The following is a 21274-nucleotide window of genomic DNA, read 5'->3' on the forward strand; positions in this document are numbered from 1 at the left end:
ACGTACCCCTGACGACATCGTATGACTGTCCGGGTCGAGCGGACGATGACGGTACCGGCGTCGCCCGAGCGTGTCTGGGAGTTCATCGCGGACCCGGACCGACGCGCTGCGCCGATCAGCGTCATCGAGCGATGGGAGACACACGACGACGGCTCGGCCACGTGGCACCTCGCGCTCCCGATCCCGCTGATCGACAGCACGGTCGCCGTCGAGACCAGCGACGACGAACGGCGGGCTCCCGACTACGTCAGCTTCACCGGCCGATCGAAGGTGATGTCGGTGCGGGGAGAACACGAACTGGAAGCGATCGAGCGGGACGACGCGGACGTGGCGACGCGACTGACGAACCGGTTCGTCGTCGACGGTCGAATCCCGGGCGTCGAGCGGTTCTTCAAGCGCAACTTCGACGCCGAGCTGGAGAACCTCGAACGCGCGCTGCTGGCCGACATCGAGGACCGCCCATGAAGATCGCGCTCGCACAGCACCGCGTCGAAGCGGGCACCGTCGAGGCGAACGTCGAGCGAGCGACGGCGATGATCGAACGAGCCGCCGACCGGGGTGTGGGACTCGTCGCGCTGCCGGAGCTGTTTGCCACCGGCTACTTCGCCTTCGACGCCTACGCTCGCACCGCCGAGTCCCTGACGGGGCCGACGCTGACGCGCCTCCGAGAGACGGCGGCCGAGCAGGACCTCGCCCTCCTCGCGGGGTCGATCGTCGAGGATCTGGCTGCCAGCCACGCGGCCGGCATCGAGACGCCGGCCACGGAGGGGTACGCCAACACCTCGGTACTGTTCGACAGCGACGGCCGGCGACGCAGCGTGTACCGCAAACACCACCTCTTTGGCTACGGTTCGGCCGAGCAGGACCTCCTGGAGCCGGGCGAGCGCATCCAGACTGCCGACATCGGGGGTTTTACCGTCGGCGTCACGACCTGCTACGACCTCCGGTTTCCGGAGCTCTACCGGGAACTGGCCGACCGCGGTGTCACGCTCGTGCTCGTCCCGAGCGCGTGGCCCTACCCCCGCGTCGAGCACTGGTCGGTCCTGCCGAAGGCACGTGCCGTCGAGAACCTCACGTACGTCGCGGCGGCAAACGGCGTCGGCACGTTCGACGGCGAGGCGCTGCTCGGTCGCTCGACGGTGTACGATCCGTGGGGGACGCCGATCGCGTCGACGGGCGACGAGCCGGCACTCGTCACCGCCGACCTCGATCCGGATCGGGTCGCCGCCGTCCGCGAGTCGTTCCCGGCGCTCGACGATCGCCGTCAACCCTGAGCTTTATACGTGCTCGGTCGAGAGTAGCAAGTGCCGGCACGGCGCTTTTCACGTCTTTGCCGGCGAACTAGCTCGGCTCGCTCGACTCGCTGCTCGGCCACGGTGGCGATCGCCCAAGGCTGTCCGGACAGCCTTTCTCGGCGTCCTTCCATCGTGTTGGGTCTCCAGCCCTTTTGACGCTCACAACCGTCCTCTCTCGTCCTCGGAGCGCCGCTCACACTGTCGGCTGACACTCTGGGAGAGACTCGCCGTGGTGGCGAACTCGTTTACAGACGGACAGCCGGCAGCATCACGCAGGCGAGAGGCGCACGATCGGCGCGTCGTCGGCGTCGACGGCCACGTAGAGGTGTCCGTCCTCGACTCCCTGTGCCACGTCTCTGATTCGCCACCCGCGTCCCGACAGCAACTGCTCGGCCTCGGTCACGTCGGTGCCGTCGACGGTGAAGCGAGCGAGAGACTGCGAGGCCAGCCCGCCGACGAACAGATCGCCGTCCCACTCCGGGAACGCCGCGCCGGTGTAGAACGTCATTCCGCTGGGTGGGAAGCCACCGCTCCCGCAGGGCCAGGAGTAGACCGGCCCGACCACGTCGTCGCGGTCCGCGTGTGCCACGCCGATGGGATCGCCCGAACCGTACGTACAGCCTTCGTCGGCGACGGGCCACCCGTAGTTGCCCCCGGGCCGGAGGACGTTGATCTCGTCGCCGTCCTGCTCCCCGAACTCGCTCTGCCAGATCGCGCCGGTGTCGGGATGGACGGCCATGCCCTGGGCGTTGCGGTGGCCGTAGCTGTAGACGGCGTCGGCGGCCGCCGGCTCGTCGACGAACGGATTGTCGTCCGGGACCGAGCCGTCGGGTTCGAGGCGCAGCGTCACACCGAGTTCCGTCGTCAGGTCCTGGGCGACGTGCTGGGGGCCGAAGTCCTTGAACTGTCGATCACCGACCGTCTGGTAGACTGTGCCGTCCCGGCCGAAAGCGACCCGGGAGCCGAAGTGGCCGTTCGACTCGACGAAGGGCTCGGCGACGTGGAGCCGCTCGACCGCTTCGAGCGAGCCGCTGTCGACGTTCAGCCGTCCGCGAGCCAGCGCCGTCGTCGACTCTCCGCCGTCGTTCGCGCTGGCGTAGGTCAGGTACACCCACGGCGTCTCCTCGAACTCGGGGTGGAGTTCGCTGTCGAGCAAGCCGCCCTGCCCCCGAGCGTGGACCGACGGCACGCCGGTCAGTTCGCTCTTCTCGCCGTCCGGCAGCGACACCAGCCAGAGCCGACCCGGCCGTTCGGTCACGAGCAACCGATCGCCCGAGGGCAACGGTGTGACGCTCCACGGAGCCGTGAACGACTCCGCGACGCGATCGACGGCGACCCCGGCGTCGTCGTCGGTCTCGGTCGGTGATCGCTGTCCGACCGACCGCCCGTCACAGCCGGCCACGAGGCCGCCGAGGCCGGTAGCGATCGTGGCCAGCATCGAACGACGCCGCGTGACTGCTGTCGTCTCGTCGGTCATACTGCCACTTCGAGTCCCACGTTCACAAACCTCTCGTCGACTCGCTCCCGCGGGTCGAACTCTCTCGGAGCACACGCCACCGCTACTCGCGGCTCGTCCCGCTCGTCGAGCGCATCACTCCTCTGCTCGCAGTGAACCACTGGTCGGCGATGAAACGCCTCCCTGCGTCGTTCACTCCTCGGTCCGTATATCAGCCGACAACCCCTGTGCCATCTCGATCTCCTTCGAGTTGTTGATCGTCCAGGCCGTTCGTTCGGTGACCGCCTCGATCACCTCGCGGGCGTGTGGCGAGCCGCTGCCGGACTTCTTGACGCCGCCGAAGGGGAGGTGAACCTCCGCGCCGATACACGGGAGGTTCCCGTAGGCCAGTCCGAGGTCGGCGTTGTCTCGGAAGTAGTTGATCTGGCGGTAGTCCTCGGCGACGATCGCACCGGCGAGGCCGTACGGCGTCGCGTTGACCATCTCGACTGCGCGTTCGACCCCGCCGGAGTACTCCAGCAGGGCGACGTGGGGGCCGAACACCTCTTCGGTGAGACAGCGCAGTTCGGGATCGTACTCCATCTCGTAGACGAAGGGTCCGACCCAGTTGCCCTCCTCGCGGCCGTCGGGGATCGCGTCGGGCGACAGCTCCTCCCGGTCGACGAGCACTGTCGCACCCTCCTGTCGGGCCAGTTCGTTGTACTCCGCGAACTTCTCGACTTGCTCTTGGTCGACGACCGGGCCCATGAACGTCGACTCGTCGAGGGGATCTCCGACCGTCACGTCTTCCGCGAGGTCGACGAAGCGGCGCTTGAACTCGTCGTACACGTCTTCGTGGACGATCAGGCGCTCCGCGGAGACACAGCGCTGGCCGGCCGTCTTGAACGAGGACATCACCGCCGAGTGGACCGCGATATCCAGGTCGGCGGTGTCGGTGACGACGACCGCGTTCTTGCCGCCCATCTCGCAACACGCGCTCCGGCCCGGCCGGCCGCCGATCTTGCCGGCTACCTCGTGGCCGACCGCCGCAGAGCCCGTAAAGAGGACGGTGTCGACGCGGTCGTCCTCGACGACGGCGTTGCCGGCGTCGCCGTACCCCTGAACGAGGTTGAACACGCCGTCGGGGATCCCCGCGTCGTCGAACATCTCCGCGACGATCTGGGCACACCACGGTGTCTGTTCGGCGGGTTTCCAGACGACGGTGTTGCCCTCGACGAGCGCGACCGCCATGTGCCAGAACGGGATGGCGACGGGGAAGTTCCAGGGCGTGATGCAGCCGACGACGCCGCGGGGCTTGCGCCGCATGTAGGCGTCCTTGCTCGCGACCTCGCTGGGAACGACGTCGCCGTGGGGGTGGCGGGCGTTGCCCGCGGCCCACTCGACCATGTGGTAGGCCTCGACCACGTCGGCTCGGCCCTCGGAGAGTTCTTTCCCGCACTCCCTGCTGACGACTTCGCCGAGTTCGTCGGTGCGGTCTCGAAGCTCGTGGAAGATCTCCCAGAGGTGTTCCGCGCGATCGATGTAGGAGAGGGACTGCCACTCGTCGGCGGCGGCCTCGGCGGCGGCGACGGCGCTGGCTACGTCGTCGCTCGTTCCGCGCTGGAACTCGGCCAGCACCTCGCCGGTCGCGGGCTCGCGACTCTCGAAGATCGTCGTACTGTCGCCGTCTGTCCACTCACCGTCGATGTAGTGGCGGCCGGGGACCTCGCTGTCTCGAGTCATGTGAGCGTGTGGACTTGACCCCCGGTAGACAAAAATCTATGTCACGAGACGGGTGTGGGTCGCTGGCGTCAGACCGATTCGAGCGCAGCCTCGAAGTCGGCCGTCTCGATGACGACCGATTCGGCGCTGGCTGCAACGTCGTCGGGATCGATGTCGTCGGCGACGGCTCGGATCGCTCGCATCGAGGCTTCCCGGACGAGTGCCTCGATCTGGGCTCCCGAGTACCCCTCCGTCTGGGCCGCCAGCCCGTCCAGATCGACGCCGTCGCCGAGGGGCTTGTCGGCGGTGTGGACCGCCAGGATCTCGCGACGCGCGGCGCGGTCCGGGTTCGGCACTTCGACGTGCTGCTCGAACCGACCCGGCCGCAAGAGCGCGTCGTCCAGCGTCTCGCGGCGGTTCGTCGCCGCCAGGACGACGAGGTTGGGGTTCTCCGTGATCCCGTCGAGCTCGGTCAGCAGCTGGGAGACGACGCGCTCGGAGACCTCGTTGCTCTCCCCGCGCTGGCCCGCGACGGCGTCGATCTCGTCGAGGAAGACGATGCTCGGGGCGGTCTGGCGCGCTCGCTCGAACATCTCTCTGACCGACTCCTCGGACTCGCCGACGTAGCGATCGAGCAGTTCGGGACCGTTGACGTGGATGAAGTTGACGCCGCTCTCTCCGGCGATCGCGCGGGCCAGCAGGGTCTTGCCGGTCCCCGGCGGACCGTAGAGGAGCACGCCGCTGGGCGGATCCGTGTCGGTCGCCGAGAAGAGCGGCCCGTAGGCGAGTGGCCACTCGACGGCCTCCGTGAGCCGCTCTTTCACGTCGTCGAGCCCGCCGACGTCGTCGAACGAGACCGACGGCGACTCGGCGACGTACTCTCTCATCGCCGAGGGTTCGACGGCCGCCATCGCCGTCTCGAAGTCGGCTCGATTCACGTCCGGGTCGTCGCTCTCTCGTCGCAGCGCCGTCATCGCGGCCTCCGTGGTCAGCGTCGCCAGGTCCGCGCCGACGAAACCGTGGGTCTGACTCGCCACGTCGTCGAGTTGGATGTCGTCGTCGATCGGCATCTCGCGGGTGTGTACGTCGAGTATCTCTCGCCGGCCCGGCTCGTCTGGTACGCCGATTTCGATCTCGCGGTCGAAGCGCCCGCCCCGCCGGAGGGCGTCGTCGATCGTGTCGACGCGGTTGGTCGCGCCGATGACGACGACCCGCCCGCGGTCTTCCAGCCCGTCCATCAGCGTGAGCAACTGGGCGACGACGCGGTTCTCCATGTCGGCGTCCTCGTCGCGAGAGCCCGCGATCGAGTCGATCTCGTCGATGAAGAGGATCGACGGCGCGTTGTCCTCGGCGCGCTCGAAGGCCTCTCGCAGCCGCTCCTCGGATTCGCCCTTGTACTTGGAGACGATCTCCGGGCCGGAGATCGTGTCGAAGTACGCGTCGACCTCGTTGGCGACGGCCCGAGCGATCAGCGTCTTCCCGGTGCCGGGCGGCCCGTGGAGCAAGACGCCACTGGGCGGGTCGATTCCGAGCCGACGGAACCGCTCGGGCTCGGAGAGTGGCATCTCGATCATCTCGCGGATCTGGTCGAGCTCTTCGTCGAGGCCCCCGATATCCTCGTAGTTCACGTCGATGTCGGCCGTTTCGGTCGCCTCGTCCTCGGACGGGGGATTTACCGACGACGCGGTCGCCGACTCCTCGCGGTCGCCGCTGTAGGGCAACACTGTGACGCGGGTGTCGTCGGCGACGCGCACGGACCCTTCCGGCGAAGTCGAGCGTACGAGGAACGTCCCCAGCCCCTCGACGTGGACCTGCTCGTCTCGCTGGACGAGTCGGTCGACGAGCCGGTCGCGGACGGCGTGCTCGTAGGACTCGCTGCCGGGGAGGGGCTTTGCCGGCTGGACGGTGATCGTCGTCGCGTCGTCGACGCTCGCGTTCGAGACCGTCACGGTGTCGCCGATGTTGACACCGGCGTTGGCCCGCGTGTCCGCGTCGATTCTGACGAACTGGCCGCCGTCGTCGCTGGCCGGCCAGACCTTGACGACGGTCTTCCTGTCGCCGCCGACGATGATCGGGTCGCCGCTGAGGACGTTCAGTTCGTCCCGGACCGAGTCCGGCAGCCGGGCGATGCCACGCCCCGCGTCGCGCTTGTTGGCCCCTTCGACTTCGAGCTCGATCCCGCCAGACGGGTGACCACTCATGCGCTCGGGTAGAGGTCCGACGGTCTTGATACCGTCGCCTGGTAGCTGGGTGGCGTCCAGCGGTCGCGGTGTCTACCGACGGCGATCTGGTGGTCGTCTGTCGAACGCAGCCCCGGAGAAACGCCTATACCGGAGGCGTGTGGAACACATGACATGGTCTCTCAAACCGAGCGTGACGAGATGACCTGGTACGAGTGCGAGCACTGCGGGCTCATGTTCGACGACGAGAGCGACGCCGACCAGCACGAGCGCAACTGTGACTCGGAAGAACCGTCCTACATCCAGTAAACTACCCTCCCCTACTTCGCTCGGGGGTAATTACCCCGCTCGCTCGTTGAGGGGAGGGCTTTCGCGTGGACTCCCGTTCTACGCCTCGGATGAGGCGGGAAGGTCGTACTCTCCACTCACGTTCAGCGTCCCGCGATTCAAGCGCACGTCTACGGGTACGCCTCCGGCATCTGCGTTTTGCCGACGCCGGAGATACTGCAAACCGATGTTCTTGGAAGCGTTGTAGTCCGCGTGGTTCTTGTACCCACACTTCAGACACTCGAACGACTCTTGATGGCGATTGTCGTCGTGGGTGAACCCACAGGTCGAACATCGCTTCGAAGTGTTGCGTGGGTCCACTTGGACGGATTCGACGCCTTGCTCTCTAGCTTTGTATTCGACGTACTCATAGAGGCGACGGAACGCCCACAGATGATGCCACGACGCGTCTGGCACGTTCTCACGAATATCGGTCAGATCCTCGAACACGATATGCGAACAGTCGTGTTCGACGGCTTCAGCGACGATTTCGTTGGCGACACGGTGCAGGAATATCTCGAAGCGCCCGTCCTCTTTCTGTTCAACTCCTTCTATCGCGTCGTGTGCAGCCCGTGTCCCGCACTGCTGGAGGTCGCCACGCCGTTTCTCGTACTCTCGCTTCCAGTGGTTGAACTCGTCTGCCGACCAGAACCGACCAGTCGAAGCGACCGCGAGCTGGTTCACACCGAGGTCCACACCGAGGACTGTTCTGTGCCCGGTCGTGGTGTCGGTGTCGTCCTCTTTGAGCATCGATGCATGGAGATACCAGTCGCCATCACGTCGATGGAGAGTCGCCCGCCGAAACTCGTACTCCTCGTCTGTGACGTACTTCGTCGGTGGTACGTCAGCGTCGTCAGGGAGGATATAGTCACACCCGATTCGTCCGTCCACTGTTGACAGCGAAACGTGGTCACGATGGAACGTGGCACTTCGCTTGTCGTAGATTGCGGTATCCGCAGTGAACGTCGGGCGAGACGTATCTTGGTCGTTTGTGAGCCGTTCGACGCCGCTTTTGACGGCTTCGACGGCTTGGCGAATCCCCTTCTGGACGAGGTTCGCGGTCAACTCGGTGTCCTCGCGTAGCTGGTCGTACAGGCCGCGTTCGGCTTTTGCTTTCGAGGTAACGTGGTAGCCGTCGTCGCCGTGCCAGCACCACCTACTCGCGGTGTTGGCGCAGTATTTGAATTGCTCGACAGTCTCCTGAAGGTGTGCATCCGCGCCTTCGGGCGTGTCGAGCTTGATAACGGCAGTACGACGGTACTCCACTGTATTTTCACATATATACCTGTAGTTAATTAATAGTTGGGAGTTAGCAGGCAACAGTTTGGTGGCTAGTCAGTACCATGTCGGCTTCTGCTCACGGCTTCGCCGTTCGCACGGCCCGCGGAACGGAGTTCCGCGCTGTCCTCCCCACCCTACTCGTTTGTGCTTCCGACGTATCGGAAGCCCGGCACTCCTTGAGGGTGGGGCCTCCACCTTGAATTAGGTGAACTGCTCCGGGGTCAAGCCCCGGAGCTTCTTCCCGTAGACGACTCGTCGATCGACCGCCTCGACGGTCAGAGCGACGCGTTCGTGCGGCCGCGCACCGCTTTGCGACCCAGCGGCCGCGGATGGCTCGAAACCCCGGAGATCACTCGCTGCTGACGATCTCGTAGCTCCGCTCGCCCATCTCGTCTTCGACGAACACGAAGACGCGCCCACGGGCGGTTTCGGGATCGGCCTCGACTTCGACGCGCATCGACGTGTCCGTGATCGTCACGCCGGGGAACACCTCTTCTTGCTCGCCCGTGTCGAGCATGATCCGGCCCACGCCGGTCTCTTCGAGGATGTCGTCGTGGGTGTTGAGATCGTTGACGTACAGCAACACGCCCTCGGTCTCGTTGGGATCGGTCACGAGGACGTGGACCTCTTTGGCCGGTGCTGCCACGACGCTGTCTTCGACTCGCTCGGGGACGCCGTGGTAGAACACCTCTCGGCCGTCGGTGTACTCGACCACGACGCCGTCTTCCGTGAGTTCGACCGACAGCGTCTCGGGGGCTACGTCGTTGCGGGCGCTCATTGGCGACGGTTCGCCTCGGACCGGCAAAAGCGCCGCGTTCCACCGGCAGCTACCAGACCGCCACAGGTAAATACGGTCGTGTGGGACAGTGAGACGATGCAGGGGAAGGCTGCGGCCCCGGCGGCCGGGACGGTGCTGAACGCGCTCGCCACCCACCGCGGGTCGGCGTTCGCCATCGACGAGTACACACACGCGACGGTCGATCTGTTCACCGAGGCGGAGATCGACGACGACGAGGAGGCGATCGTCGGGGAGATCGCTGGCGCGCCCGACGCCGACACTCGCCTGATCGAGACCTGCGTCGAGTACGTCCTCGACGCTCACGGCGAACCAGAGGTGGCCGGTGCCGTCGTCAGAACCGAGAGCGACGTGCCGATGGCCTCGGGTCTCAAGAGCAGTTCGGCGGCCGCCAACGCGACCGTCATGGCGACGCTGGACGCGCTCGACGGGACCGACCGGATGACGCGAGAGGACATGGCCCGCCTCGGCGTGATGGCGGCGCGAGACGTGGGCGTCACGGCCACCGGTGCGTTCGACGACGCCTCCGCCTCGATGCTCGGGGGCGTCACCGTCACGGACAACGACGCCGACGAGCTACTGGCACGCGACGAGATCGACTGGGACGTGCTCGTCTACACGCCCCCAGAGCAGGCGTTCAGCGCCGACGCGGACGTGCGCCGCTGTGAGCACGTCGCTCCGATGGCCCGGCTAGTCGAGGACCTCGCGCTCGACGGCGACTACGAACGAGCGATGACGGTCAACGGACTGGCCTTCTGTGCGGCGCTCGACTTCGACTCGGAGCCACTCATCGAAGCGATGCGGCAGGTCGAGGGCGTCTCGCTCTCCGGCACCGGCCCGTCCTACGTCGCCGTCGGCCCACGACCCGCGCTCGAACAGGTCCAGGTCTACTGGGAGCAGCGCGACGGCAACACCTGGCTGACCACGACCCAAACGGAGGGAACCCACACACTATGAGCACGAATCCAGAGGACATGAGTCTCGACGAACTGCGCACAGAGATCCAGACGATCGACCGCGAGATCGTCGAGAAGATCGCACAGCGGACCTACGTCGCCGACACGATCGCCGAGGTCAAAGACGAGAAGGGCCTGCCCACGACGGACGAAGACCAGGAACAGTCCGTGATGGACCGGGCCGGCGAGAACGCCGAGCGGTTCGACGTGGACGCCAACCTCGTGAAAGCGATCTTCCGGTTGCTGATCGAACTGAACAAAGTGGAGCAGCGGGAGAGTCGGTAGCTAGCAGCAAGATTGCGTCGCTATTTATTGGAGTTAATAACTTTTAGACGCCCTCAAATGACCTCGTGAAGGTGCTGGCCGTACTGTAGATAGAACATTCCGTACACGAGACTTCCGCTAACCAGAAAAACGTAGAGCGGTCGGAGACTCAATCCGAGGGTGGCGAGCAGAAACCCTATCGCAAGCGGGACGACGAAAAATCCGAGTGCGACGACAACGAGGACCCGTCCAAGCCTGTCGATAATATCTCTCTCTTGTGAGGCCATAATAGCAATTTTCGAGGTGGAGGGGGTGGTAAATTTCACCACACTCGCCACCTTGTCGGTGAGGTCCATCTCTGCAGACACCGACGGGTGAAGACATCATTTTTCCCAGATGCTGTTACACCAGTCCGTGACCTGAACACGGTCGAGCAGCCAGAGCGTCGGTACCACCGGATTCGTTCACTCTGCTGTCCGTTCCTCGGTAGACTCGACGTCGACACCGATACCGTCGTCTTCGACCGCCAGTGTGACGCGCGTGACGGCCAGCCCGAACTGCGTGGGGTGGTTGCTCGACCCGTCGACGCTCACTTCCGTATCGACGATGCCAGCCCGGTAGAGCCGTCGCAGTCGACGATACACCGTCGGCTGTGACACGTCGGTGGTCTCGGCGATCTCCTGGGCCTCCATCGGTTCGTCGGCGATCGCGTCCAGTATGTCGAACGTGTACGGATCGCCGACCAGTTCGAGCAGGTCCTGCCCGTCGGGAACCGTCGGGCGAGTTGCATCGTCCGTCTCCTCGGAGTGTCGGCCAGACAGCGGGCAATCGGTAGCGGGAAAGTTACTCATCGATGTATCCGGGCGCGCGTGCGCCCCGACTCGGTGTTGCCCCGAACACGTATTCATGTCTATTACGATACTATTTGAACTATCGATACTATCGTAACTATTTGTACGAAGCGATCGAAGGCACATACGTGCCAGACATGCACGGCTCGGATTCGCTTCGTTCTGTCGAGGAGGTACACATCGCACCGCTTGGCTACGAGTACGACCGCATCGGTGACCCGGTCGTCGAGTACGGGGTCGACACGCTCCACCTGTTGACCGACAGCGAGCTGGAGACGACCGGGTACCACGAGCGCCTGGAGCGGGAACTCACCGACCACGGCGTCGCGCTGGCGTACCACGAGACCGATCTCGACGACGTGTACGACGTACTGGGCCGGATCACGACCCTCATCGACGAGCACCAGGGAGACATCGTCCGGGTGAACGTCTCCAGCGGTCCGAAGCTCGCGACCGTCGGCGCTGCACTGGCGTGCATGGCGACGGACGCGAGCGGCTACCACGTTCGAACGGCCGAGCACCTCCACCCGGTGGCCGAGACGCCACAGACCGGCGAGACGATCATGGCCGAGCAGCTCCCGTCGTATCCCCTGGAGACGCCGACGACGGACCAGGTTCGAATACTGAACTACGTCGACGAGCACGATACCGCCGCACACACGCCGAACAAGAGCGAGCTCATCGACTTCGCCGAGCGGGAGGGGCTGGCGTTCATCAGCGACTCGGACCCGGCCAACGACAAAGCGAAGTTCGCACTGCTGAACAACCGCATCGTCGAGCCGCTCCTCGAAGACGGCTACGTCGCCGTCGAGTCGGTCGGACGGACCAAACGGATCTCGCTGACGGAGACGGGGGGGAACGCGTTACGGGCGTTCCGGCACAAGCTGCCCGCCGAGTCCGACGGCGAGTGAGCGCGGGACGGTCTCGTCGCTGGTCGCGTCGCTGGACTGCCCGGTGAGAGCGAACGCTCAGATCCGTCGCCAAAATCGGGATCAGGTGTCGAGCGAGTCGACGCCCGCGGTGACGGCTGCCTCGAACTGTGCGGTCGGGAACTCCGAGAACGGTACTGGCGGCTCCGGGTCGTCCTCGGGGTGGCGCAGCTGTGTGCGCCACCACTGCACGTCCTGCCACTCCCCGGCAGTGTATCCGACGTTCTCGTACGTTCCGACGGGCTCGAACCCCATCTCCCGGTGGAACTCGACGCTCGCCCGGTTCGGTAGTGTCACACCGGCGTACCCGTTGTAGAACCCCTGCTCGCCCAGCACGGCGAACAGCGACTCGTAGAGGGCGGTCGCGATCCCGGCGCGGCGGTGATCGCCGTCGACGTAGATCGAGAGCTCGACGCTCCACTGGTAGGCCGTTCGGTCCCGGTGGTCGCTGGCGTACGCGAAGCCGACCACTCGATCCTCGCGTTCACACACCAGCCACGGGTACGTTTCGAGGGTCGCACGGAGACGGTCTCTCATCTCCCCGCTGGCGGGTGGCGTCTCCTCGAAGGAGACCGCCGAGTCGCGGACGTACGGTGCGTAGATGTCCGCACACGCGGTCGCGTCGTCGGGGCGAGCGCGTCGGATGGTGCTCATCGTGTCGCCCTATCGACCGTGGCCGCTTAAATTGCCACAGATCGAGTGCGCCGAGTCATCGAAGCGCGGTCAGTTCCTCGCGGATCGCGTCCCGCTTCAGGAGCAGGAAGCCGACGAGGACGACGAGGAAGCCGGTCACGGTCGTGGCGTCGATCGTCTCTTCGAGCAGGAGCCAGCCCGTGACCGCGGCAAACACCGGCGTCGCGTACGAGACGAGGTTGATCTGGATCGCACCGAGCCGTCCGAGCAGGCGAAAGTAGACGAAGTAGCCGATCACGCTGGCGAACACGGCGAGGTAGACGATCGCGACGACCGACTCCGCCGTCAGGGTCAGTCCCCCCAGGGACTCGTTCGGGAGCGCGCCGCTGATAGCGTGTAGGAGGACGGCACCGACGCCGTTCGACCAGGCGACGAGTCCCTCCGTCCCGAGCCCGCTGTCGACCCGCTGGAGCAGGACGCTCCCGAGAGCGATCGACAGCGCGGCCAGCAGGACGAATCCGGACGCGACGAGTTCGGCGCTGAGGCCGCCGGTCACGTCCGGACGCGTGACCAGTCCGACGCCGACAAAGCCCAGTAGCAGTCCCACAGTTCCGACAGTCGACAGGCGCTCGTCCGGGAGTAGCGCCCGCGAGAATGCCGTCGCGAGGATCGGATTCGTCGCGATCAGAATTGCCGCGACTGCGCTGGTCACGTCCCGCTCGCCGACGAACAGGAAGGCGTTATATAGTGCGATCACGAGCGTGGCGCTGATCGCGACGGCGATCCAGTCCGCTCGGGAGCGTGGCAGCCAGTCGTCGGTCGTGGCGGCCGCGTAGGCGAGCATGAGGACGCCCGCGAGATCGTAGCGAACCGCCGCGAACAACACCGGCGGCAGGTCTTCGAGCCCCGCCTTGATCGCGACGAAGGAGGTCCCCCAGAGCATCGCCAGCAGGACGAACAGAAACGTCTCTCGGCGTGTGCTCATCGTAGTGGCACCGTTCTCGTACTGCCGGCTGTCCGTCTGTACAGGATTTTGCGACCCCGTGGTCGCGAATATCGTGGAACAGTTACAGCCGGCAGCATCACGAGCGGTCGTAGGTCTCGGCGAGTCCGTCCAGTGCCTCGTGGTGCTCGGTCGTGTGCGGGGCCGTCAGCGGCGAGACGCTGACTTTGCCGTCGACGACGGCCCGGCGGTCGGTCCCTTCCGGATCGGGGATGTCGCCCTCGGCCATCCGCTCCCAGATCCGGTCGTGGAGGGTCACGGTCTCGCCGTTTCGCTCGGCCCCCATCTGGTAGACGCGTGACGGCTCGGTGATCGCCATCTCCGCGGGACCCCGGTCGGCGACCGGCGCGTTGACGTTGAGGTAGTCACACTGTTCGAAGACGCCCGCGCCCATCGAGTGGGCGGCGAGATAGCTCGCGGCCCGGGTCGCCTCGGCGTAGCTGTCGTAGTTCTCCTCGACATCGGCGAAGGCCGCGTCCTCGCGGACCGGAATGTACATCGAGACGGCGATCGCGGGCACGTCGAAGAACGTCGCCTCGACGGCGGCACTGACGGTTCCCGACCGTCCGAGGACGTAGGCTCCGAGGTTCGCACCCCGGTTGCAGCCGGCGACGACGAGGTCCGTTTCGGGGACCAGCGACTCGATGCCGGCGACGACGCAGTCGGTCGGCGTGCCCTCGACGGCGTAGCCCAGTTCGTGCTGGTGGACAGGGACTTCGTGTGAGATCGCGCGCCCGACCGCGCTCTGATCGCTGTTCGGTGCCACTGCCGTCACCGATCCCACCTCGGTCAGTGCGTCGTACAGCGCCCGGAAACCGACGCTGTCGATCCCGTCGTCGTTAGTCAGGAGGATCGACGGCTCGTCGTTCATACGTTCCGTCGGGCCGAGAGCGGGAAAAACACTCCGGCGGCGGCAGCCTCTCGGTCGATCGGCTACGCCGGCACGCGGTCGACGACGGTCTCGCCGTCGACGACGACGTTGTACGCGCCCTCGTCGTCGTTCCAGAGCACCAGCGCGTTCTCGAAGAGGAGGAGGTCGCCGTAGTCGGCGTCGCGGAGATCCTCGTTGAGGATCGACGCCTCGGTGAGGACGGCGAAGTGGTCCGTCGACTGACTCCCGTCGCTGATCAGGTAGAGGGGATTGCCCGCCTCGGTGAGATCGCCGCTCAGCTTCACGCCCAGCAGGTTGATCCGGTCGGTGACGTAGGAGTCGGCCTCGGCCATCTTCGCGACCTGCGAGCGGTTCCCGCGCGCGTCGATGGCGGTTCGTCCGTCGGTCCGCAGGATCGAGTAGGCGTACTGTACGTCCACGTTGACGAACTCTCCGGGCTGGTGGTCCGGGCCGCTCGCACCCTCGTCCAGCCGGCGCTGGAAGGGCGGCACGTCGATGTCGGGTCGTACGTCGAACGACCACGACTCGCCGGTCGGAGACTCGTGGGCCCAGAGCCGGACTGTCGGGCCGTACACCGTCGCCGGCCCGTCGTCGGCGACGGCCCGCTCGATCTCGCGGAGCCCGATCGCGGTGTTCCTGTCTGCCGGTTCGATCGCCGCCAGCGACCCCGCCGGAGCCAGCCAGTCGAGCGCCCCCTCGACGACGGACGCCGGCTCGTCGAGTTCGTTCAGGACGTTGGCACAGACCACCAGATCGAACTGGTCGTCGGGCTCGAACGACTCCACGGTCGTCCGGTGGATCGTCGTCTGGACGCTCGGAGGCGTCGTTTCGAGCATCGCCTCCAGCACGTCCGCCGCCGCGCTCGGCTCGACGGCGTGGTAGTCGACGAGACACTCCTCGCCCAGCAGGTCGAGCAGCCCCAGCGCCGGGCCGCCGACGCCGGCACCCACGTCCAGGACGCGAATCCGCCTGTCGAGGAGCCCGTCGCTCAGGAGGTCCGCGATCACGTACTGCGTGACGGCGTAGTAGTCGGGCAGGTGGTAGATCGCGTACGCCAGCGCCGTCAGGTCGTCGTACTCGACGGGCTGTTGCCGGAGGTACCGCTCTTTGATCGCCCGGATGCGGTCCCGGAGCCGGTCGCCGCTCTCGCCGTCGGGCCAGCCGACGCCCTCGCGCTCGACGAGCAGGTCCTCCAGTCGGCGGACGTGCTCGGCCGGCAGCGCGTCGACTCCCTCGAAGGCCGGTGACGGCGGTTCGTCGCCGATCGGTTCGAACGTCCCGTCCTCGCGTTCGACCAGCCCCAGATCGAACGCCTCCTCTCGGAGGACTCGTCGAACCACGGCGGGGTGGGGCCGACCGTCGACGTATTCACAGATCTCCTCGGGATCGATCGGGCGGACCTGGCGGAGGTACTTCGCGTTCGAGCGGATCGAATCTCTCGTCTCGTCGTTCATTGTAGGCTCTCGTACAGTTCGGTGAACGTCTCGTCGTCGGCCCGCGCGATCTGTCGTGCGGCGGCCGCCACGTCGTCGGCTCCCTCGAACGCCGCCTGGATGTCGGCGTAGACCCGCGCTTCGCCGTCGGTCAACTGCTCGACGAGGTCGAACAGCGCCTCGGAGATCGGCGTCTGGAACGTGTCCGGTACGTCCTCGGCCGCGAGCGCGAACGCCAGCACGGCCGTGTGGGCGCGTGCCTGTACCGTCTCCATCGCCTCGTCGTGCTCGGCCGGCGTCGTCGCGACCAGTTCGTTGCCCCGCGCCGTGAGCCGATCGCGGATCGTCTCGGCGATGGGACCGTCGGCGTCAGTCACCACTGCGAGGTTGCCGGGCGCGTTCTCCGGCGCGAACAACGGGTGGAGGCTGACGCGTTCGATCTCGGGGGCGTGTGCTCGCATCGCGTCGATCGGATCGCGCATACTCCCGGTCACGTCACAGATCGCCCGGTCCGCTCGATCGGCGTACTCCTCGATCACGCTCGCCGCCGCCGGGAGCGGGACGGCGACACAGACGAGGTCGAAGCGCTCTTCGACGGGCGGTGTCAGCGCGCGACCGTCGAGCGCGTCGGCCGCCGCCGCCGCCGCGGTCTCGTCGGCGTCGACGAACGCGATCTCGTCGTCGGCCGTCGCGACGCTGTCAGCGAACCACCGTCCCATCGCTCCCGCGCCGACGACGAGGACTCTCATTGGCACGGGGTAGCCAACGACCGCTCAAAAGCAGTTCGGTCCGCTACATCGCCGGGCCCGTCGATCAGTTGCTGTCGGGGCTGTAGTTGGGCGCTTCGTCCGTGATCATCACGTCGTGGGGGTGACTCTCCTGCTGGCCCGCCGCGGAGACGCGGACGAACTCCGAGCGGTCCTTGAACTCCGGAATCGTCTCCGCGCCGACGTAGCCCATGCCAGAGCGCATCCCGCCGACGAGCTGGTGGAGCTCCGACTGGACCGAGCCCTTGTACGGCGTCGCGGCCTCGACGCCCTCTGGGACGAACTCCTCGTCTTCTTCCTCTTCCTTGAGGTAGCGCTCGCCGCCACCCTCGTTCATCGCGCCGACCGATCCCATGCCGCGGTACTGCTTGTACTTCTTGCCGTTCATCGTGATGACGCGGCCGGGTGCCTCGTCGGTACCTGCGAAGTAGGAACCGAGCATCACCGCGTCCGCACCGGCGGCGATCGCCTTGATCGCGTCCCCGGAGTAGCGGATGCCGCCGTCGGCGATCACCGGCACGTCGTGCTGGCTGGCCACGTCGGCGACCTGCGAGACGGCGGTGATCTGGGGCATACCCGCACCGGTGACGATGCGGGTCGTGCAGATCGATCCTGGGCCGATGCCGACCTTGACGCCGTCGGCGAAGTCGACGGCCTCGGCGGCGGCTTCGCGGGTCCCGATGTTGCCCACGACCACGTCTGCGTCGACCTCCGCCTCGATCTCGCGGGAACTGTCGATGACGTTGCGGTTGTGTGCGTGAGCACAGTCGATAAAGAGCACGTCGACGCCAGCCTCGTCGGCAGCGCGCGCACGATCCAGTTCGAACGGGCCGACTGCCGCCCCGGCGACCAGTGCGCCCTCGTCGTCGCGAGCGGCCTGGTCGTACTCGCGGCGCTGGAGGATGCCCTGCATCGTCACGAGGCCGATGAGTCGATCGCCGTTCTCGACGATCGGGACGCGCTCGATCTTGTGCTCGTACATCAGCTCCAGGGCTTCGCGTGCGGTCACGTCTTCGGGTGCGGTGACGACCTCGTCGGTCATCGCCTCGCTGACGAGGTCCTCCTCGCCGACTTCGAGGTAGGGGCGGATGTCGGTCGCGGAGATGATCCCCAGGACTTCGTCGTCGTCGCCGACGACCGGCGCGCCCGAGACGCCGCGTCGGTCCATCATCTCGTCGACCTCGCGGACGGTCTGGTCCGGCGAGGCCGTAACCACGTCGCGGATGATCAGCTCGTCGGCGCGCTTGATGCGCTCGATCTCTTCGACCATCGTCTCGACGTCCATGTTGCGGTGGAGGACGCCGAGGCCACCGTGTCGGGCCATCGCGATGCCCATGTCGCCCTCGGTGACCGTGTCCATCGCCGCCGAGAGGACCGGGACGTTCAGTTCGACGTTCGTCGAGACGCGTGTCGCCGTGTCGGCCTCGTCCGGCTCGACGCGGGACTCTTTGGGCCGTAGCAGTACGTCGTCGAACGTCAGCGCTTCTGGAACGCGGAGCTTCTCCGAGAAGGGTTCGGACTCGTTCGCCATGTCAAGGGTGGCAGACGGGCGCTGAAAAACGTTCCGAGATTTGCTCCCGAGTGCCGACCGGTGTCACACGCAGGCGGCGCGACGAGAACCACACGGCACTCTAAAAACGGAACTTATCACGTGTGAAACGTGGACAATCTCCATCCAGACGCTAACATCTCCTATCGTCCGTTGTGTATGAGTCGCAATCTCACACAACGTTTATCCGCTGACAAAAGATAATGATGAACATGAACTGTGCTGTGTCTCCCAGCGCTGGTTCCGTTCGTCGACAGACCACCGACTCCGTGGTTGTCACAAACTGGTTTATGGGAGACACAGGCTTCGAGGGGTTCTCGAAGGGGTGGAATATGCGGTCCCCGAACGGTTGGACGATGCCGTCCCAGCCGTCGGCAGTACCGTCCCCACGCAGCGAGTACCCGACGCCCACGGGTGAGGGCAGACTGTAGCACGAAATGAGTAGCTCCCAACATCCGGTCGCGCTCGCACTGGAGCGACGCGTCGGCGGTGCCACCCGCCTGCTCGCGACGGTCATGTTGCTCCCGCTGCTGGACGGCGTCTTCGCTGCCGTCGTCCTCGCTGGCGGACTCGCGTCGGTGACCGGCATCATCGAAGTCGGCCTGCTGGTCTTCGGCGGCTCCGCCACCCTCGCCGTGATCCTCGCCGAGATGGAAGGCTCTCCCAGAGAGGTCGTCACCCCGATCCTCGCGGTCGGTGCGATCGTGATCATCGGCTCCGTCGTGGTCGCCGCCCTCGCGCCGACGATCCAGACGGTCCTCGATCCCGCCGTCTTCGAGCGCTTCGCGGCGATCATCATCCTCGCGATCGCCGGCCGGACCGCCAGCGCGAAGATCGGCGACTGGCTCCCGCGCCCGTCGATGATCCTGCTCATCGGCTTCGTCGCCAGCGTCAACGCTTCGGGCTTCTCGCTGGTGGTCCAGACCGATCCCGAACTCATGCTCAGAGCCGCCGCCGCTGCCGGCGTCGGCGTCGCGTTCGCACTCGCCGCCGCCGTCGGCGCGCCGTGGCTCCGCAACGCCGTCGACATCGACCGCTTCCGCTTCGGGAGTGCCGTCGCACTGGGTGTGCTGCCGATCAGCATCCTCACGTCGGTCGAGGCACCGGTCTCGCTGGCCGTCCTCGCGGTCACGACGCTGCTCTCGCTGGACCCACAGCGCGCTCGCGAACGCGACGAACACTACGAGCCCGACGCCGTCGACGTGACCGCCGCCTTCGCCGACGGCGGCGCGTCCCAGGGGGTCGACCACGACACCACCGACGCCAGCTCCCGTCCCACGGTCGACGACGACGACGACCGCGCGCCCTGGCTCTGACCGCGCTCGACGCGACACGAAGTGACAACCCTTAGGTTGCTCAGCGCCCCCGTTGTTGCTATGGCTGACAACCGCGTCGTGCAGGGCCGCATGGTCACGCCCGAGTCGCTCGCCGAGTTGATCGAAGACGACGACATCATGGACGCCGAAGCGATCGATGACGCCGACCGATCGTGCCCCGATTGCGGTGGAGACGTGCTCTCGGTCGGCTACATGCCCGGTATCACGGAGTTCGTCACCGGCTTCAAGTGTCAGGACTGCGACTGGAGCGAGACCGATCGCGACGACTAACCTCCGGACGCAACCGTAACCCCTTTCATACAGGTGGGCTTACGCCGGAGTGCGGGGTCGTGGCCTAGTCCGGGAAGGCGGCTGACTCCAGAGGCAACGTGCCCGGTGACGACACTCCAGGGTTGATATACTGAGCGGCCGACTGATCATCGGCTCGCGTTGATGACCCTCTGGAGTTCCGAGGCACACACCGGAGATATCAGCCGATCGGGGGTTCAAATCCCTCCGACCCCACTCCGTATAAAAGTGAAGCGGTCTATTTCACCGCTTTTCACTCGACACTCTCTAGCCGTCACTCTCGACTTGGATGGTGAAATTGACTTCCTGATGGTGTAGCATTCCGAGAAACAACGTTGGTTGTGGTGCAGACACCGAAAGCCCTCGACGCGCTCGGTCCTCCTCACCGGCCGAGACCGTCTACCCCTCGCGCTTCAGCGTTCCGTTGATCTGGCCGGCGAGACGCGCAATCTCCGGCGTCGGCTTCCTCGTCCGAGAGGATGCCAGCGATCTCCAGCAGCGACGTGCCGCCGACGTGCCGCTCGACAGCCTCCGAAAAAGTCTCGTCCCAATCCGGATCGCGCCGAACAGAACGGGCATGAGGGTGCGACGAACTGTGTTCTCGAGTGTGAATCGTGGGGTGTCTGTCCAAAGGACTTATGCTGTAAGCGTTGTAAGGATTGCACACGAAGCGTCGGCGATAACGTGTGTTGGGGGCACACGTTTAGACTCGTTTCGTCACTCTCACCGAAGCGAGAGTGAAAGACGCGTGGAACGTGTGACACCATGGCTCAAGCAAACAAACGAATTCCGGTCACAGAAGAACGATGGCAAGAACTGAACGAACTCAAGCAGGCTGGCGAAACGTACGACGAGCTACTCGACGAGTTGATTCAAGAACATCAGCGGCGACAACTCGCCGAGCGAACCCGCGAGGTTCGCGAAGCCGACAGCGAGGAACTGACGCCGCTCGATGAGCTATGAGATCCTGCTCGCGGAAGACGCCCGTGAGTACGTCGCCGCCTTAGACGACAAGAGCAAGCGTATCGTCAAAGACAACCTTCGAAAGCTGGCCGAAGAGCCCTATCCGCGGCCCGACGCCGGTCGTGGCGACAGGGAGACACTCACCGTCGACGGGGAGGAACTCTATCGACTCCACATCGGCCGAACGCATACAGCCTTCTACGAGGTACTCGAAGACGAGCGAGAGGTCCGGGTGATCGAAGTGCTCGACATCGACGAGGCCCACAAGCGCTACGGATTCGACTGATACCGTCGAAAGCGGTCGGTGTGTCTCTGGAAGTCGCGGTTCTGGATCAGTGTCGACCGATTTGTCGCTGTCGTTGTGACGATCCGT

At 65.7% G+C, this 21274-nt stretch carries 23 protein-coding genes and 1 tRNA gene; 11 read left to right on the forward strand and 13 right to left on the reverse strand.

The annotated features are described in order from the left end of the window. Window positions 1-21 precede the first annotated feature (21 nt). A complete protein-coding gene (locus tag HMUK_RS11280; RefSeq protein ID WP_015763294.1) occupies window positions 22-465 on the forward strand; it encodes an SRPBCC family protein in 444 nt (147 codons plus the stop codon). Then, the gene (locus HMUK_RS11285; RefSeq protein WP_015763295.1) at window positions 462-1274 is read left to right on the forward strand and encodes a carbon-nitrogen family hydrolase; all 813 of its coding nucleotides are present in this window, start codon (window positions 462-464) and stop codon (window positions 1272-1274) included. Before HMUK_RS11280 ends, HMUK_RS11285 begins: the two co-directional genes overlap by 4 nt. 289 nt (window positions 1275-1563) lie before the next feature. On the opposite strand, the gene HMUK_RS11290 is transcribed toward HMUK_RS11285, so the two are convergent. The 3 genes from HMUK_RS11290 to HMUK_RS11300 all read right to left on the reverse strand — a co-directional run bounded on the left by HMUK_RS11290 (window position 1564) and on the right by HMUK_RS11300 (window position 6653). Beyond that, on the reverse strand, window positions 1564-2772 hold the full coding sequence (locus tag HMUK_RS11290; protein WP_015763296.1) for a PQQ-dependent sugar dehydrogenase: 1209 nt from the start codon (window positions 2770-2772) through the stop codon (window positions 1564-1566). A gap of 171 nt (window positions 2773-2943) precedes the next feature. Continuing rightward, entirely contained in the window at window positions 2944-4473 is a 1530-nt protein-coding gene (locus HMUK_RS11295; RefSeq protein ID WP_015763297.1) for an aldehyde dehydrogenase family protein, read from the reverse strand. Window positions 4474-4541: 68 nt separating this feature from the next. Continuing rightward, window positions 4542-6653 carry a CDC48 family AAA ATPase gene (locus HMUK_RS11300; protein WP_015763298.1) on the reverse strand — a complete coding sequence of 704 codons (2112 nt, stop codon included), beginning with the start codon at window positions 6651-6653 and terminating at the stop codon, window positions 4542-4544. A gap of 153 nt (window positions 6654-6806) precedes the next feature. Here HMUK_RS11300 and HMUK_RS18025 point away from each other — a divergent pair, with 153 nt between their 5' ends. Next, window positions 6807-6941, forward strand: a complete 135-nt coding sequence (locus HMUK_RS18025) for a DUF7128 family protein (protein ID WP_015763299.1) — start codon at window positions 6807-6809, stop codon at window positions 6939-6941. A 78-nt stretch (window positions 6942-7019) separates the two neighbouring features. Here the strand turns inward: HMUK_RS18025 and HMUK_RS11310 are convergent, their stop codons facing one another. Both HMUK_RS11310 and HMUK_RS11315 read right to left on the reverse strand, forming a co-directional pair. Continuing rightward, window positions 7020-8225 carry an RNA-guided endonuclease InsQ/TnpB family protein gene (locus tag HMUK_RS11310; RefSeq protein WP_015763300.1) on the reverse strand — a complete coding sequence of 402 codons (1206 nt, stop codon included), beginning with the start codon at window positions 8223-8225 and terminating at the stop codon, window positions 7020-7022. Between the two features lie 364 nt (window positions 8226-8589). Then, complete coding sequence (locus HMUK_RS11315; RefSeq protein WP_015763301.1) at window positions 8590-9018, reverse strand: DUF5796 family protein; 429 nt, start codon at window positions 9016-9018, stop codon at window positions 8590-8592. A gap of 96 nt (window positions 9019-9114) precedes the next feature. Here HMUK_RS11315 and HMUK_RS11320 point away from each other — a divergent pair, with 96 nt between their 5' ends. Both HMUK_RS11320 and HMUK_RS11325 read left to right on the forward strand, forming a co-directional pair. After that, the gene (locus HMUK_RS11320; RefSeq protein ID WP_015763302.1) at window positions 9115-9993 is read left to right on the forward strand and encodes a shikimate kinase; all 879 of its coding nucleotides are present in this window, start codon (window positions 9115-9117) and stop codon (window positions 9991-9993) included. After that, entirely contained in the window at window positions 9990-10277 is a 288-nt protein-coding gene (locus HMUK_RS11325) for a chorismate mutase (RefSeq protein WP_015763303.1), read from the forward strand. Before HMUK_RS11320 ends, HMUK_RS11325 begins: the two co-directional genes overlap by 4 nt. 53 nt (window positions 10278-10330) lie before the next feature. Here HMUK_RS11325 and HMUK_RS11330 read toward each other — a convergent pair whose 3' ends face one another. Further along, window positions 10331-10612: a hypothetical protein gene (locus tag HMUK_RS11330; protein WP_015763304.1), complete on the reverse strand. Its 282-nt coding sequence runs from the start codon at window positions 10610-10612 to the stop codon at window positions 10331-10333. A 108-nt stretch (window positions 10613-10720) separates the two neighbouring features. Then, window positions 10721-11107 (reverse strand): winged helix-turn-helix domain-containing protein, encoded by a 387-nt coding sequence (locus HMUK_RS11335; RefSeq protein WP_015763305.1) that lies wholly within the window; start codon window positions 11105-11107, stop codon window positions 10721-10723. A 137-nt stretch (window positions 11108-11244) separates the two neighbouring features. Here HMUK_RS11335 and HMUK_RS11340 point away from each other — a divergent pair, with 137 nt between their 5' ends. Continuing rightward, window positions 11245-12018: an HFX_2341 family transcriptional regulator domain-containing protein gene (locus tag HMUK_RS11340; RefSeq protein WP_015763306.1), complete on the forward strand. Its 774-nt coding sequence runs from the start codon at window positions 11245-11247 to the stop codon at window positions 12016-12018. An 81-nt stretch (window positions 12019-12099) separates the two neighbouring features. Here the strand turns inward: HMUK_RS11340 and HMUK_RS11345 are convergent, their stop codons facing one another. The 6 genes from HMUK_RS11345 to guaB form a co-directional block, all read right to left on the reverse strand. Next, window positions 12100-12690 carry an arsinothricin resistance N-acetyltransferase ArsN1 family B gene (locus HMUK_RS11345; protein ID WP_015763307.1) on the reverse strand — a complete coding sequence of 197 codons (591 nt, stop codon included), beginning with the start codon at window positions 12688-12690 and terminating at the stop codon, window positions 12100-12102. Window positions 12691-12745: 55 nt separating this feature from the next. Further along, window positions 12746-13654 carry a DMT family transporter gene (locus HMUK_RS11350; RefSeq protein ID WP_015763308.1) on the reverse strand — a complete coding sequence of 303 codons (909 nt, stop codon included), beginning with the start codon at window positions 13652-13654 and terminating at the stop codon, window positions 12746-12748. A gap of 97 nt (window positions 13655-13751) precedes the next feature. Continuing rightward, the gene (surE, locus tag HMUK_RS11355; RefSeq protein WP_015763309.1) at window positions 13752-14543 is read right to left on the reverse strand and encodes a 5'/3'-nucleotidase SurE; all 792 of its coding nucleotides are present in this window, start codon (window positions 14541-14543) and stop codon (window positions 13752-13754) included. A gap of 62 nt (window positions 14544-14605) precedes the next feature. Next, a complete protein-coding gene (locus HMUK_RS11360; RefSeq protein WP_015763310.1) occupies window positions 14606-16018 on the reverse strand; it encodes a small ribosomal subunit Rsm22 family protein in 1413 nt (470 codons plus the stop codon). Next, window positions 16015-16746 (reverse strand): prephenate dehydrogenase/arogenate dehydrogenase family protein, encoded by a 732-nt coding sequence (locus tag HMUK_RS11365; protein ID WP_015763311.1) that lies wholly within the window; start codon window positions 16744-16746, stop codon window positions 16015-16017. The genes HMUK_RS11360 and HMUK_RS11365 overlap by 4 nt, the downstream gene beginning before the upstream one ends. A gap of 64 nt (window positions 16747-16810) precedes the next feature. After that, window positions 16811-18295, reverse strand: a complete 1485-nt coding sequence (gene guaB / locus HMUK_RS11370; RefSeq protein ID WP_015763312.1) for an IMP dehydrogenase — start codon at window positions 18293-18295, stop codon at window positions 16811-16813. Between the two features lie 455 nt (window positions 18296-18750). Between guaB and HMUK_RS11380 the strand changes: the two genes are divergently transcribed. From HMUK_RS11380 to HMUK_RS11395, 5 genes are all read left to right on the forward strand, one after another. After that, window positions 18751-19629: a DUF5794 domain-containing protein gene (locus tag HMUK_RS11380; protein ID WP_015763313.1), complete on the forward strand. Its 879-nt coding sequence runs from the start codon at window positions 18751-18753 to the stop codon at window positions 19627-19629. Window positions 19630-19689: 60 nt separating this feature from the next. Next, window positions 19690-19920, forward strand: coding sequence for a DUF5795 family protein (locus HMUK_RS11385; RefSeq protein WP_015763314.1), 231 nt, complete (start codon window positions 19690-19692; stop codon window positions 19918-19920). Window positions 19921-19973: 53 nt separating this feature from the next. Beyond that, window positions 19974-20154, forward strand: a tRNA-Trp gene (locus HMUK_RS17375). Between the two features lie 549 nt (window positions 20155-20703). Next, window positions 20704-20901: a hypothetical protein gene (locus tag HMUK_RS11390; protein ID WP_015763315.1), complete on the forward strand. Its 198-nt coding sequence runs from the start codon at window positions 20704-20706 to the stop codon at window positions 20899-20901. After that, the gene (locus HMUK_RS11395) at window positions 20891-21187 is read left to right on the forward strand and encodes a type II toxin-antitoxin system RelE family toxin (RefSeq protein WP_015763316.1); all 297 of its coding nucleotides are present in this window, start codon (window positions 20891-20893) and stop codon (window positions 21185-21187) included. The genes HMUK_RS11390 and HMUK_RS11395 overlap by 11 nt, the downstream gene beginning before the upstream one ends. Window positions 21188-21274 lie beyond the last annotated feature (87 nt).

Origin of the sequence: Halomicrobium mukohataei DSM 12286 (assembly GCF_000023965.1) — an archaeon.
GTDB classification, from domain to species: Archaea; Halobacteriota; Halobacteria; order Halobacteriales; family Haloarculaceae; genus Halomicrobium; species Halomicrobium mukohataei.